Source organism: Actinocorallia herbida, from assembly GCF_003751225.1.
In the GTDB taxonomy this organism is placed as follows: Bacteria; Actinomycetota; Actinomycetes; order Streptosporangiales; family Streptosporangiaceae; genus Actinocorallia; species Actinocorallia herbida.
Genome location: NZ_RJKE01000001.1, coordinates 2,277,967 through 2,290,908 on the forward strand (window position 1 = coordinate 2,277,967; position 12,942 = coordinate 2,290,908).

Sequence of the window (12,942 nt, forward strand, 5' to 3'; positions counted from 1 at the left end):
GGGAGGCGTGCGATGACCACCACGACGACGGGCAAGGCAGTCGAAGAGGTGCACATTCTGTGGATCTCCGAGGGCATGAGCTGCGACGGCGACACCGTGTCGATCACCGCGGCGTCGCAGCCCGCGATCGAGGACGTCGTCGGCGGCCTGATCCCGGGGCTACCGAAGGTGCACCTGCACAACAAGGTGCTGTCGCCGACGCTCGGCGGCGAGGAGTTCCTCGGACCCTTCCGGGCCGGGGCGACGGGCGAGCTGGACGCGCCGTTCGTGTTCGTGCTGGAGGGCTCGGTCCCCAACGAGAAGATCAACGGGGACGGGTACTGGACGTCGTTCGGCAACGACCTCCTCACCGGTGAGCCGCTCACCCTCGACCGCTGGATCGACGCGCTCGCGCCGCGCGCGTTCGCCGTCGTCGCCGTCGGGACATGCGCGACATTCGGCGGCATTCACGCGATGCAGGGCAATCCGACGGGCGCGATGGGCCTGTCCGACTACCTCGGGACGGACTTCCGCTCCGCGGGCGGGCTGCCGATCATCAACATCCCGGGCTGCCCCGTCCAGCCGGACAACTTCATGGAGACGCTGACCTGGTTGCTCTTCCACGCCGCGGGCACGGCGCCGCCGCCTCCGCTGGACGACCTGGGCCGGCCGACGTGGCTGTTCGGCAGCACCGTCCACGACGGGTGCGACCGGGCCGCCGGATACGAGCAGGCCGACTTCGCCCATGACTACAACTCCTCCAAGTGCCTGGTGAAGGCCGGGTGCTGGGGGCCGGTCGTGAACTGCAACGTGCCCAAGCGCGGCTGGATGGGCGGGATCGGCGGCTGCCCGAATGTCGGCGGCATCTGCATCGCGTGCACCATGCCGGGCTTCCCGGACAAGTTCATGCCCTTCATGGACATGCCTCCGGGCGCCACCCTGTCGTCGGCGCTGATCAAGCCGTACGGGGCCTTCATCAAGCGCATGCGCGACATCACCAACCACACCGCGAACCGCGAGCCGAAGTGGCGGCACAACCGGGACAAGATCACCACCGGATACCGCAAGGCCGAGCGGCGCTGAACCGCGCCGTCTTCCAGGCAGGAGAGGACCACCACCGATGGCCATCACCGATCCGAGGACGGCCGGCAAGACCAAGCCGGGCCAGCTCGTCGAGATGTCCTGGGACCCGATCACCCGCATCGTGGGCAACCTGGGCGTCTACACCAAGATCGACTTCGCGAACCGGCGGGTGGCCGAGTGCCACGCGACCTCGTCGATGTTCCGCGGCTACTCGGTCTTCATGAAGGGCAAGGACCCGCGCGACGCCGGGTTCATCACCAGCCGGATCTGCGGGATCTGCGGCGACAACCACACCACCTGCTCGGTGTACGCGCAGAACATGGCCTACGGGATCAAGAACCCGCCGCTCGCGGAGTGGATCCTCAACCTCGGCGAGGCCGCCGAGTACATGTTCGACCACACGATCTTCCAGGACAACCTGGTCTTCGTCGACTACTGCGAGGCGATGGTCAAGGACACCAACCCGGCCGTGCTGCGCCGGGCGAGAGAGACCCCCGCGCCGGGCGCCGACGTGCACGGATACCGCACCATCGGCGACATCATGGCCGCGTTCAACCCGTTCGAGGGCGAGGTCTACAAGGAGTCGCTGCGGATCAGCCGGGTCACCCGGGAGATGTTCTGCCTCATGGAAGGCAGGCACGTGCACCCGTCGACGGTCTATCCGGGCGGTGTCGGGACGGTGCCGAATCCGTCGGTGTTCACCGACTACCTGTCGCGGCTGATGCAGGTCGTCGACTTCTTCAAGAAGTCCGTCGCGATGAACGACGACGTCTTCGACTTCTTCTACGAGGCGCTGCCCGGCTACGAGGAGGTGGGCCGCCGGCGCGTCATGCTGGGCTGCTGGGGCTCCTTCCAGGACCCGGCCGTCGTCGACTACCGCTACGAGTCGATGGAGGCCTGGGGCAGGGCCATGTACGTCACACCCGGGATCGTCGTGGACGGGCGGTTGCTCACGACCGACCTGGTCGACATCAACCTCGGCATCCGCATCCTGCTCGGCAGTTCGTACTACGACGACTGGACGGCCTCGGAGAAGTTCGTCGACCGGGACCCGCTCGGCAATCCCGTCGACATGCGGCACCCGTGGAACCAGACGACGATGCCCGCGCCGCAGAAGCGCGACTTCGACGACAAGTACAGCTGGGTGATGAGCCCGCGCTGGTTCGACAAGGCCAGCGGGCAGCACCTCGCGCTCGACACCGGCGGCGGCGCCTTCGCCCGGCTGTACACCACGGCCCTGGCGAACCTGGTCGACACCCCGTACGTGAAGGCCACGGGCTCCAGCGTGCAGATCAACCTGCCGCGCGGCACCGAGCTGCCCGAGACGACGTTGGAGTGGCGCATCCCGCGCTGGTCCAACGCGCTGGAGCGGAACAGGGCGCGCGCCTACTTCGTCGCCTACTCCGCGGCGATGGCGCTGTACTTCGTCGAGGAGGCGATGAAGCTCGTCTCGGCCGGCGACACCAAGGTCTTCGAGCCGTTCGAGGTGCCCGACGAGGCCATCGGCTGCGGGTTCCACGAGGCCGTCCGCGGCGTCCTGTCGCACCACCTGGTGATCCGCGAGGGCAAGATCGCCAACTACCACCCGTACCCGCCGACGCCCTGGAACGGCAGCCCGCGCGACAGCTACGGCACCCCCGGCCCGTACGAGGACGCCGTCCAGGACATGCCGATCTTCGAGGAGAACGGCCAGGACGACTTCCGCGGCGTCGACATCATGCGCGCCGTCCGCAGCTTCGACCCGTGCCTGCCCTGCGGTGTCCACATGTACCTGGGCAAGGGCAAGACGCTCGAGAAGATGCACTCGCCGATGTTCGGGGCCTCCCATGGGTGAGCCCGCCGCGCGCGCCAGGCCCGTCGGCGCGTCCGCGCGGCGCCTGGAGGACGCGGAGGCCACCGACCGGGTCGAGCGCGCCGAGTCCGCCGGGCCTGCGGACGGGGTCGCGGAGCGCCTCGACGACGTGGAGGTCGCCGATCTCGTCGGGAGGGTCGAGGCCGAGCTCAGCGCGCTGGAGAGCATGCCGGGGGCGACCGCGGCCCGCGCGCTGGACGCGGTCGCGTTGCTCACCCGGGTTTACGGGGAGGCCCTGGCCCGGATCGTGGACCGGGTCGCGGGGGACCGGGCCGTCGCCGGGGAACTGGCCGCCGACGAGCTCGTCGGGCACCTGCTCGTCCTGCACGGGGTCCATCCCGAGCCGCTGCCGCAGCGGGTGGCGCGGGCGCTGGACCGGCTGCGGCCGCTGCTCGGGGGCGGCGAGGCCCGGCTGGAGGGCGTCGAGGGCGGGATCGCGCGGGTCAGGCTGAGCGGGACGCACGGCTGCGGGACCCGTCCGCTGGAGGACGCGGTGCGCGACGCGGTGCTCGCGACCGCGCCGGAACTCTCCCGGGTGGACCTGCGCTCGGGGGAGCCCGCGTTCGTGCCGGTGGAGGCGCTGCTGAGCCGTCCGAGCGCGGCGCCATGAGGCAGGGCGCACTCGAACGCCTGGTCCGCCGGGCCGCCGAGCCCGCGGCCGAGAGCTGCGGGCTGTGCGCGGTCCCGCTCGGCGAGCGGCACGACCATGTGCTCGACGACCGGGACGAGAGCCTGCTGTGCGCGTGCCGCCCGTGCGTCCTGCTGTTCGGGGAGGGCACCGGGCACTTCCGGCCGGTGCCCGCGCGCCGGATCAGGCTGGACGGAGTGCGGGCGGCCGACCTCGGGGTGCCCGTGGGACTCGCGTTCTTCACCGTCGCGGACGACGGGGCGGCCGTCGCGAGGTACCCCAGTCCGGCGGGGGCGGCGGGCTGGCCCGTCGACCCGGCGGCGTGGGCCTCGGCGGTCGCGGCCTGCCCGCCGCTCGGCGGGCTGCGGCCGTACACCGAGGCACTGCTGGTCAACACGCTGCACGACGCCGACGAGCGGTGGCTGGTGCCGGTCACCGACGGGCACCGCCTCGTCGCCGCCGTCCGGCTCGCGTGGAAGGGCCTGTCCGGGGGAGCCCGGGTGCGGCCGGAGATCGAGGCGTTCTTCGCACGCCTCGCGGAAGGGGGAGAACCGTGAGAGGACCGTGGGTCTTCGTGCTCGGGCTGCTGGGGCTGCTCGGACTGTTCGTGTTCTGGAAAGAGCTGCCCGACCTCAAGCGCTATCTGCGGATGCGACGGATGTGACCGTGCTCATCGGGCCCGGTACGCGGGCGCCACTACGAGAAAGGCGGAACAACGGATGTGCCTGGGCATCCCCGGAGAGATCGTGGAAATGCTGCCGGACCGCGCCGACCTCGCCCTGGTCGAGGTGGCCGGGGTACGGCGGCCCATCAGCGTCGGCCTGCTCGGCCCGGACGGGGTCGGCCCCGGCGACTGGGTGCTGGTCCACGTCGGCTTCGCCATGTCGAAGATCGACGAGGCCGAGGCGGCGGCCACGCTCCAGCTGCTGGAGGGCCTGGGCCAGGCCTACGCCGACGAGCTCGACGCGCTCGCCGCTTCGGACATCACATGAGGGGGGACCGGCCGGCATGAGGTTCGTCGACGAATACCGCGACGCGGACAAGGCGCGGGCGCTTTCCGGGCAGATCGCCGCACTGTGCGAGCCGGGAAGGCACTACAAGTTCATGGAGGTGTGCGGCGGCCACACCCACACCATCTACAAGCACGGGCTGGAGGACCACCTGCCCGAGACCGTCGAACTGGTCCACGGACCGGGCTGCCCGGTCTGCGTGATCCCGATGGGCCGGGTGGACGACGCGATCGCGATCGCGCGCGAGCCGGACGTCATCCTGACCTCGTTCGGCGACATGCTGCGCGTCCCTGGCGGCACCGGCTCGTTCCTCGAGGCCAAGGCCGAGGGCGCCGACATCCGGATGGTCTACTCGCCGCTGGACGCGCTCAAGATCGCCAGGGAGAACCCCGGCCGCCGGGTGGTGTTCATGGCGATCGGGTTCGAGACGACGGCGCCGTCGACGGCCGTCACGGTGCTGCGGGCCGCGTCGGAGGGCGTCTCGAACTTCTCGGTCTTCTGCAACCACGTCACGATCATTCCGGCGATCAAGGCGATCCTCGACTCGCCCGACCTGCGGCTCGACGGCTTCCTCGGGCCCGGCCATGTCTCGACCGTCATCGGGTGCAGGCCGTACGAGTTCATCCCGAGCGAATACGGCAAACCGCTGGTCTGCGCCGGATTCGAGCCGCTCGACCTGCTCCAGTCGGTCCACATGCTGCTGCGGCAGTTCGCCGAGGGCCGCTGCGAGGTCGAGAACCAGTACACCCGGGTCGTCCCGTGGGACGGCAACGCCCGCGCGCTCGAGGCGATCGCCCGGACGATGGAGCTGCGACCGCACTTCGAGTGGCGCGGCCTCGGGTTCATCTCCCACTCGGCGCTCGCGCTGCGCGAGGAGTTCGCCGCGCACGACGCGGAGAAGGTCTTCGACGTGCCGGGCGTGCGCGTCGCGGACCCGAAGGCGTGCCAGTGCGGAGAGGTACTGAAGGGCGTCATCAAGCCGTGGGAGTGCAAGGTGTTCGGCACCGCCTGCACTCCCGAGACCCCCATCGGGACCTGCATGGTCTCCTCCGAGGGGGCGTGCGCGGCCTACTACAACTACGGGCGGTTCAGCCGGGCCGCCCTGGCCGAGAGCACGATGCGGGAGGGGACGCGCGCATGACCACCGAACAGCAGGTGCTCGACCGGATAGAGCGCGCCAGGAAGCGGGCGCCCAAGGTCCGCGAAGAACGCGTCACCCTGGCGCACGGGGCGGGCGGGAAGGCGAGCCAGACCCTTATCGACGACGTGTTCGTGACGGCCTTCCGCAACCCGGCCCTGGACGCGCTCGGCGACGGAGCCGTGCTCGACCTCGGGCTCGGGACGGGTGTGCCGCGCCTGGTGATGACGACGGACTCCTACGTGGTGTCGCCCGTCTTCTTCCCCGGCGGGGACATCGGCGACCTGGCCGTCAACGGGACCGTCAACGACCTCGCGGTGTCCGGCGCGCGGCCCATGCACCTGTCGGCGGCCTTCATCCTGGAGGAGGGGTTCCCGATCGGGGATCTGCGGCGGATCGCCGCGTCCATGGCGGCCGCGGCCGCACGGGCCGGGGTCGCGATCGTCACCGGCGACACCAAGGTCGTCCAGCGGGGCAAGGGCGACGGCTGCTACATCACGACCGCCGGGGTGGGCCTCCTGGACCGTCCCGAGGCCCTCGGCGTCGCGGAGGTCCGCCCGGGCGACGCCGTGCTGGTGTCCGGCCCGATCGGCGACCACGGCGTCACCGTCATGCTCGCCCGCGGCGACCTCGACCTCGCCGCCGACCTGGAATCCGACACCGCGCCGCTGCACTCGATCGTCGCGGCCCTGCGCGACGCGGTGCCGGGCGCCGTCCGCATGATGCGCGACGCCACCCGGGGCGGGGTCGCCACGGTGCTCAACGAGATCGCCCGGGGCGCGGGGGCCGCCGTCATCCTCGACGAGGCGGCCGTGCCCGTCCGTCCGGCCGTCTCCGGGGCGTGCGAACTCCTCGGGATCGACCCGCTGTACGTGGCCTGCGAGGGCAGGTTCGTCGCGGTCGTGGCCGAGGACGGGGCGGCGGAGGCCCTGGCCGCGCTCCGCGCCCACCCGCAGGGCGCCGACGCCGCGGTGGTGGGCCGCGTGGCGGACGATCCGCCCGGTCTGGTCCTCCTCAAGACCGCTTTCGGCGGGACCAGAATCGTCGACGTCCTCGTCGGTGACCCGCTCCCGCGCATCTGTTGAGGCGAATCACGAAAATCGAGGCGGTGCCGAGCGATACTTAGCCGATAGTCACTCATGGGGGTATTGCGTCGGGAGGCTTTGTGGGGGACGGCTCGCCCGGCCAGGGCGTCGAGCGGTCGAGCGCGGGCAGGGACATTCTCCAGTACTTCAGCCGCGCCCTCATCTCCATCCATGTCTGGCCCTCCCGTACCGTGCCGGATCCGGGTGGGGAACCCGGCCCGCCCGAGCCGGGGCGGCCTGGGCGGCCGCGGCGAGGCCGGAAGGTCGCGGCCGCTTTCGTCGCGGTCGCCCTGGTGACGGGCCTGGGCCTCTGGTTCGGCCTGCGGTCCGGCTGCGAGGGCGACCTGGAGCTCAACGCGGGCGAGTGCGTCGGCGTCAGCGACGGCGAGGCCCTGTTCGACCCGAAGAACGCGGGGCTCACCGCGGTGCAGCGGCTCTTCGCCGCGGAGAACCGCCTCGTCGACGCGGACCAGGACGACGGCGACGTCACCATCGCGTTCCTCGGCCCGCTCACCGGCGACGCGAACTCGCCCGCCAAGGGCCGCGCCGTGCACGAGATCGCCGCCGCCTACATCGCCCAGGTGCGGGCGAACTCCGGGGAACTCGGCGAAAGCCGGAAGATCAAGGTGGTCCTGGCCAACGCGGGCAGCGACGAGTCGGGGTGGGAGCAGGCGGCCGAGGGCCTGAAGAAGATGGTCGGCGCCGACCGTCTCGTCGCGGTGGTCGGGCTCGGGCTGAGCCAGCGCGAGACGAAGAACGCGATCAACCGGCTCGCCGAGAAGGGCCTCCCCCTGATCGCCGACGTGGTGACCGCGAGCGGGTTCGACCGCGCGAACACCGACTCCGACCGGCTCCACCTGATGCCGCTGCCGGTGGACAGGCAGATGGAGATCGTGCACGCCTGGTTGAAGGACAAGCATCTGATGGCCGGCACCGCCGAGGTCGTCGAGACCGGCGTCACCTCGACCGGGGCCGAGGACATGTACGCCACGTCGCTCAGCGCGGCCTTCGCCAAGGAGGGGTTCGTCCCCACCACGCCGACCGGAGGCGGTCGGCCGTACCAGTACAAGCCGGGCGAGGACTTCAAGGGCATCGCGCAGAGCGTCTGCGCGGCAGGGCCCGACCTGCTGTACTTCGCCGGCCGCGGCGTCGACCTGGAGAAACTGCTGAACGCGCTCGGCGCCCAGACGACGTGCGCCCTCCCGTCCCTGACCGTGGTGACGGGCTCGGACGCCACCGCGCTCGACCCGACGGAGCCGTTCTTCTCCGACCCCCGCAGGCCCCTCTCCCTCGTGTACGTGCCGATCGCCGACCGCGACCGGCTCAACAGCTGGGACAACCAGGAGATCGCCCAGTACCACGCCTTCGCCAACCGGTTCGTCGCCACCTTCAAGGGGCTGGGACTCGACGAGTCCGAACTCGCCGACGGGTGGGCGATCATGGCGCACGACGCGATGCTCGCCGCGGCGAAGGCCGCCATCGACGCGCACGGGAAGAACCCGACGGTCGACGCGGTCGCGGAGGCGCTGGACGCCCTCGGGTCGGGGCCCGCGGACGCGCGGGACCTCGTTCCGGGGGCCGCCGGGGACTTCGCGTTCGACGCCGAGGGCGGCCGGGTGGTCTATCTCCCCACGCGCAGCGGCGAAGGGACCCGGACGCCGAGTGCCGCGCCCGTCCAGATCGGCGTCCACTGCGCGGAGACGGGCCGCGCGGGCCGCTGCTGAACGGGCGGGTCCGGTCTCCGGTCTCCGGCCGGAGGTCAAAGCAGGTCATGGGAGGCGGCGACGTGCGCCTGGCCCAGGGAGAGACCGCCGTCGTTGGGCGGGACCCGGGAGTGCAGGAGGACGCGGAACCCGGCGGCTTCGAGGCCGGAGGTGACGCGGTCGAGGAGAAGGACGTTCTGGAAGACCCCGCCGGACAGGGCCGCGGTCGTGAGGCCCGTGCGGGTGCGCAGGACGCGGGCGGCGGCCACGACGGCCCGGGCGAGGGCGTTGTGGAAGCGGGCGGAGATCAGGGACGGGCCGGTGCCCTTGCGGACGTCGTCGGCGACGGCGCGGATGAGGTCGGGGCAGGACAGGACGAGGGGATCGCCGTCGAGGACGGGCAGGGGATAGGCGCCGGACTCGGCGGGGTCCGCGGCGCGTTCCAGGGCGATCGCGGCCTCACCCTCGTAGCGCGCGGTGCCGCGGAGGCCCGCGAGGGCGGCGACGGCGTCGAAGAGGCGGCCCGCGCTGGACGTCAGCGGGGAGCCGAGGCCCGAGCGGGCCAGCGCGGTGACGGCGTCCCAGCGCCCGGCGTGGAGGTCGTGCAGGGGAAGGGCGGGGGCCCCGCCGTCGTAGGCGGCGGCGAGGTGGGCGGCGGCCATGCGCCAGGGCTCGCGGATCGCGGCGGCGCCGCCCGGCATCGGGACCGGCGTGAGGCAGGCGGCGCGGTGGTAGCGCGCCAGGTCGGCGATCAGGAGCTCGCCGCCCCACAGGGCGCCGTCGGGGCCGTAGCCGAGGCCGTCGAACGCGACGCCGATCACCGGGCCGTCCTCGCCGTTGTCGGCGAGGCACGCGGCGATGTGCGCGTGGTGGTGCTGGACCGCCACGAGGTCCAGGCCCTCGGCCTCGGCGAGGTCGACCGCGAACTTCGTCGACAGGTACTCCGGGTGCAGGTCGTGCGCGACGACCTCGGGTGCGATCCCGAACAGGCGGCGGTGGTGCGCGACGGTCTCGGTGTAGGCGCGCAGGGTCGCGTAGTCCTCCAGATCGCCGACGTGCGGGGACACGAACGCGCGCGAGCCCTTGGCCAGGCAGAAGGTGTTCTTCAATTCAGGGCCACAGGCCAGGACCGGGCGCGGGAACGGGCGGTGCGCGGCGAGCGGGGCCGGCGCGTGGCCGCGCGAGCGGCGCAGCGGCAGCTCACGGCCACGGAACAGGCGCACCACCGAGTCGTCGGCGCGGGCGTGCACCGGGCGGTCGTGGGTGAGGAAGGCGTCGGCGATCCCGGCGAGGCGCGCGGCCGCCTCCGCGTCGCGGTGCTCGATCGGCGCGCCGGCGAGGTTGCCGCTGGTCAGCACGAACGGCGCGGCGAGCCGTCCGGCGAGCAGGTGGTGCAGCGGCGTGTAGGGGAGCAGCACGCCGAGGTCCGCGGCCCCGGGGGCCACCTCCTCGGCCGTCGCGGCGCCCGGGAGGCGGCGCAGGAGCACGATCGGGCGGCGCGGCCCGGTGAGCACGGCCTCGGCGGCGTCGTCGACCTCGACCAGCGCGCGGGCCGCGGCGAGGTCGCCGACCATGACAGCGAACGGCTTGGCTTCGCGGTGCTTGCGCTGCCGCAGACGGGCCACCGCGGCGGCGTCGGAGGCGAGGACCGCAAGGTGGAAGCCGCCGAGGCCCTTCACCGCGACGATCCCGCCCTCCCGCAGCAAGGAGACCGCCGAGTCCACGGGATCACCCGCGACCGGAGATCCGTCCGCCAGGACGAAGCGCAAGGAGGGTCCGCAAGCGGGGCAGCAGACGGGCTGGGCGTGGAACCGGCGGTCTGAGGGGTCAGCGTACTCCTTCGCGCAGGCCGCGCACAGAGGGAAGTCCCGCATGGTGGTGTTCGGACGGTCGTAGGGGACGTCCGCGGTGATGGTGTAGCGCGGGCCGCAGTGCGTGCAGTTGGTGAAGGCGTAACCGTGCCTGCGGTCTTCCGGGTCGTTCAGCTCGCGGAGGCAGTCCGCGCAGGTCGCGGTGTCGGGGGAGACGAGAGCCGACCGCGAGCCTCCGGCGATGCTCGCGACGATCTGGAAACCCCGCGCACCGACCGGCGCCGCGGGCTCGGCGGTGACCCGTTCCACGACGGCCAAGGGCGGGGCGCACAGATCGAGGTCGGAAACGAAGGCCGCCAAGCGCGCGGGCTCCCCCTCGGCCTCGGCGAACACCCCATCGCCATCGTTCCCCACGAACCCGTCGATCCCATGCCGTCCCGCCAGATCGTGCACGAACGGCCGGAACCCCACCCCCTGCACGATCCCCTCGACCCGGACCCGGACCCGCACCCGACCCGCCTCGGGCGCGCGGTCCCGTTTCTCCGGCCGGTTCGCCTCAGGCGCGCGGTGTCCCACCCCCGGGTGGGTCGCCTTGGGCGTGCTGGTCGGCTCGTCCGGGTGGCCCGACTCGGTCGTGCGAACCCCCTCAGCCGAGTGGCCCGTGTCGGGCGGGTGGCCCGGCTCGGCCGGGCGGTCCGCCTCGGCCGGGCGGTCCGCCTCGGGCGGGCGGGTCATCTCGGATCGGCGCAGGGCAGCGCGGCGGCCGTCAGCTCGCCGAGGACGTGGTAGAGGGTCGTCTGCGCCTCCTGGATGCGGTGGACCGACTCCGAGGGGATGACGAACAGGTGCCGGACCGCCCCCGGCGCGGCCATCGGCCCGCCGTCGTAGCCCGCGAACCCGACGGTCACCAGGCCGCGCCGTCCCGCCTCGTCGAGGCCGCGGAGCACGTTCGGTGATCCGCCGCTCGTGGAGAACGCCACCGCGACGTCGCCCGGCCTGCCCAGCGCGGCGACCTGCCGGGAGAACACCACCTCGTAGCCGACGTCGTTGGCCAGCGCGGTGAGCGCCGCGGTGTCCTGCGCGAGGGCCAAGGAGGGCAGCGGACGCCCCGGCGAAGGCGGCGCCGCGAGCAGGGCCGCGAAGGCCCGAGCGTCGGTGGCGCTCCCCCCGTTCCCGAAAGCCAAGAGCCTGCCTCCCGCCGCGAAGGACGCGGCGAGATCCCGCGCGCAGGCGGCCAGCGCCCCCGCGAACCTGTCCGCGAGCGCCTCCCGCAGCGCCGCGGCCTCGGCCGCCTTGCGCTCCGTGGACGCCTCCACATCGGCGACCGGCCCCGCCGCCCCGCCCTCCGCGCCCGCGTACAGGAACGGGTAGAGCGCCTCGACGCCCCCGCTCACGCGCCGGCCTCCACGATGGCGATGGCCTCCTTGGCGTGCACGAGGACGAGGTCGCCGGGGCGGGCGTCGACCAGGGCGACGCTCACCTCTTCCGGGCCCGCTTCGGTGTCGACCATGGCGAGGCCGCCGGGGAGCAGTTCGCGCACGCGTACGGCGACGGCGCTGTCGGAGCAGGTGATGCACACCTCGCCCAGGCAGAGCGGGACGGCGTCTTCACCGGTCATGGGATCCCCCGAGGTCTTGGGCGGAAGGCGCCCCGGTGAGGGCGCCTTCCGCGAGAAAGACGTGAACCAGCTCCCACAGCACGTGGTAGGTGGTGACTTGGATCTCCCGCACGATGAGCGGGTCGGCGGACTCCACGGCGAGCACATGGTCGGCGGCCTCCCTCGCGGCCGTGCCGTCACCGCCGACGAGCGCGACCGTGAGCGCGCCGGCCTCCCTGGCCGCGGCGAGGCAGCGGAGCACGGCAGGGTCGTCCCCGTCGGCGGCGAGGCCCAGCGCGATGTCGGCGGGCCCGGCAAGGGGCCGCAGCCGCGCTGCGAGCGCGTCGTGCGGGCCGGTGCCCGTGCCGCCGTCGCAGGCGGCGCCCGCGCCCAGCGCGATCGCGGGCAGCGCGCGCTTGCCGACGATCACCGGATGGGTGAACTCGACCGCGACGTGCGCGGCGTCCGCCGCCGCGAGCCCCGTCCCGAACGAGAACAGCAGCCCTCCGCGCCGGAATCTCTCGGCCATCGCCCGGCACGCCGCCCCGAGCCGCGCCGCCTCCCGCCCGAGCGCCTCCCCGGGCCCCGCCCGCCGCCCGAGCAACTGCCGCGCAAGCCCCTCAGCCCTCATCACCCGCACCCCCCGCACGACGCCCCCCGCACCCCCACCACCCGAGCCTCCGCCCCGGCAAACCCCCGACCCCAGGGCGCCACCGTCCCCCCGCGCCACGCGGCGAGGCCGACACAGCGGGCAAAGGCCCCCGATCGGCCGTGTCGCGCGGCGGAGCCGGAAGGTCGTGTGTGATCGCCGAGTCGGCCGTGTCGCGCGGCGGAGCCGGGTGGGCGTTGATGCTGGGTGCGGTGAATGTGCGGTTCTTGGGGTGCCGGTCGGCTCGGGTGCCGCCGGTCTCGTGGTGGTTCGCGGGGTCGGGGGTGGGCCGACCGGGTGGGAGGGCGTGGGTGGGGAGGGGAGGGCGGGGCAGGGGGTGGGCGGTGGGTCGCTCCATGGTGGTCCCCCTCTGCGGGGTGGGAGCCCCGCGATACCTGACAAAGCGG

At 73.0% G+C, this 12,942-nt stretch carries 13 protein-coding genes; 9 read left to right on the plus strand and 4 right to left on the minus strand.

Annotated features, from left to right (window positions below; genetic code table 11):
• Window positions 1-12: 12 nt before the first annotated feature.
• The 9 genes from EDD29_RS10685 to EDD29_RS10720 all read left to right on the plus strand — a co-directional run bounded on the left by EDD29_RS10685 (window position 13) and on the right by EDD29_RS10720 (window position 8,499).
• Window positions 13-1,062 carry an NADH-quinone oxidoreductase subunit B family protein gene (locus tag EDD29_RS10685; protein WP_123664240.1) on the plus strand — a complete coding sequence of 350 codons (1,050 nt, stop codon included), beginning with the start codon at window positions 13-15 and terminating at the stop codon, window positions 1,060-1,062.
• 37 nt (window positions 1,063-1,099) lie between these two features.
• Window positions 1,100-2,896 (plus strand): nickel-dependent hydrogenase large subunit, encoded by a 1,797-nt coding sequence (locus EDD29_RS10690; RefSeq protein ID WP_123664241.1) that lies wholly within the window; start codon window positions 1,100-1,102, stop codon window positions 2,894-2,896.
• A complete protein-coding gene (locus tag EDD29_RS10695; RefSeq protein ID WP_211359639.1) occupies window positions 2,889-3,524 on the plus strand; it encodes a NifU family protein in 636 nt (211 codons plus the stop codon). Before EDD29_RS10690 ends, EDD29_RS10695 begins: the two co-directional genes overlap by 8 nt.
• A complete protein-coding gene (locus tag EDD29_RS10700; protein WP_123664242.1) occupies window positions 3,521-4,099 on the plus strand; it encodes a DUF5947 family protein in 579 nt (192 codons plus the stop codon). The genes EDD29_RS10695 and EDD29_RS10700 overlap by 4 nt, the downstream gene beginning before the upstream one ends.
• Entirely contained in the window at window positions 4,096-4,206 is a 111-nt protein-coding gene (locus EDD29_RS48075) for a DUF6893 family small protein (protein ID WP_425454970.1), read from the plus strand. Before EDD29_RS10700 ends, EDD29_RS48075 begins: the two co-directional genes overlap by 4 nt.
• 55 nt (window positions 4,207-4,261) lie before the next feature.
• Window positions 4,262-4,534, plus strand: a complete 273-nt coding sequence (locus EDD29_RS10705) for a HypC/HybG/HupF family hydrogenase formation chaperone (protein ID WP_123664243.1) — start codon at window positions 4,262-4,264, stop codon at window positions 4,532-4,534.
• A 16-nt stretch (window positions 4,535-4,550) separates the two neighbouring features.
• On the plus strand, window positions 4,551-5,693 hold the full coding sequence (gene hypD / locus EDD29_RS10710) for a hydrogenase formation protein HypD (protein WP_123664244.1): 1,143 nt from the start codon (window positions 4,551-4,553) through the stop codon (window positions 5,691-5,693).
• The gene (gene hypE / locus EDD29_RS10715; RefSeq protein WP_123664245.1) at window positions 5,690-6,775 is read left to right on the plus strand and encodes a hydrogenase expression/formation protein HypE; all 1,086 of its coding nucleotides are present in this window, start codon (window positions 5,690-5,692) and stop codon (window positions 6,773-6,775) included. Before hypD ends, hypE begins: the two co-directional genes overlap by 4 nt.
• 80 nt (window positions 6,776-6,855) lie before the next feature.
• Entirely contained in the window at window positions 6,856-8,499 is a 1,644-nt protein-coding gene (locus EDD29_RS10720; RefSeq protein ID WP_170201352.1) for an ABC transporter substrate-binding protein, read from the plus strand.
• A gap of 35 nt (window positions 8,500-8,534) precedes the next feature.
• Here the strand turns inward: EDD29_RS10720 and hypF are convergent, their stop codons facing one another.
• From hypF to EDD29_RS10740, 4 genes are all read right to left on the minus strand, one after another.
• Entirely contained in the window at window positions 8,535-10,799 is a 2,265-nt protein-coding gene (gene hypF / locus EDD29_RS10725) for a carbamoyltransferase HypF (RefSeq protein ID WP_123670404.1), read from the minus strand.
• A 221-nt stretch (window positions 10,800-11,020) separates the two neighbouring features.
• A complete protein-coding gene (locus EDD29_RS10730) occupies window positions 11,021-11,683 on the minus strand; it encodes a D-sedoheptulose-7-phosphate isomerase (RefSeq protein ID WP_123664247.1) in 663 nt (220 codons plus the stop codon).
• Window positions 11,680-11,907, minus strand: coding sequence for a HypC/HybG/HupF family hydrogenase formation chaperone (locus tag EDD29_RS10735; RefSeq protein ID WP_123664248.1), 228 nt, complete (start codon window positions 11,905-11,907; stop codon window positions 11,680-11,682). Before EDD29_RS10735 ends, EDD29_RS10730 begins: the two co-directional genes overlap by 4 nt.
• Complete coding sequence (locus EDD29_RS10740; protein WP_123664249.1) at window positions 11,897-12,517, minus strand: SIS domain-containing protein; 621 nt, start codon at window positions 12,515-12,517, stop codon at window positions 11,897-11,899. Before EDD29_RS10740 ends, EDD29_RS10735 begins: the two co-directional genes overlap by 11 nt.
• Window positions 12,518-12,942: the final 425 nt, after the last annotated feature.

Coding starts and splice junctions, on each gene's coding strand:
- EDD29_RS10685 (WP_123664240.1), top strand. CDS start 13: ATGACCACCACGACGACGGGCAAGGCAGTCGAAGAGGTGCACATTCTG.
- EDD29_RS10690 (WP_123664241.1), top strand. CDS start 1,100: ATGGCCATCACCGATCCGAGGACGGCCGGCAAGACCAAGCCGGGCCAG.
- EDD29_RS10695 (WP_211359639.1), top strand. CDS start 2,889: ATGGGTGAGCCCGCCGCGCGCGCCAGGCCCGTCGGCGCGTCCGCGCGG.
- EDD29_RS10700 (WP_123664242.1), top strand. CDS start 3,521: ATGAGGCAGGGCGCACTCGAACGCCTGGTCCGCCGGGCCGCCGAGCCC.
- EDD29_RS10705 (WP_123664243.1), top strand. CDS start 4,262: ATGTGCCTGGGCATCCCCGGAGAGATCGTGGAAATGCTGCCGGACCGC.
- hypD (WP_123664244.1), top strand. CDS start 4,551: ATGAGGTTCGTCGACGAATACCGCGACGCGGACAAGGCGCGGGCGCTT.
- hypE (WP_123664245.1), top strand. CDS start 5,690: ATGACCACCGAACAGCAGGTGCTCGACCGGATAGAGCGCGCCAGGAAG.
- EDD29_RS10735 (WP_123664248.1), bottom strand. CDS start 11,907: ATGACCGGTGAAGACGCCGTCCCGCTCTGCCTGGGCGAGGTGTGCATC.
- EDD29_RS10740 (WP_123664249.1), bottom strand. CDS start 12,517: ATGAGGGCTGAGGGGCTTGCGCGGCAGTTGCTCGGGCGGCGGGCGGGG.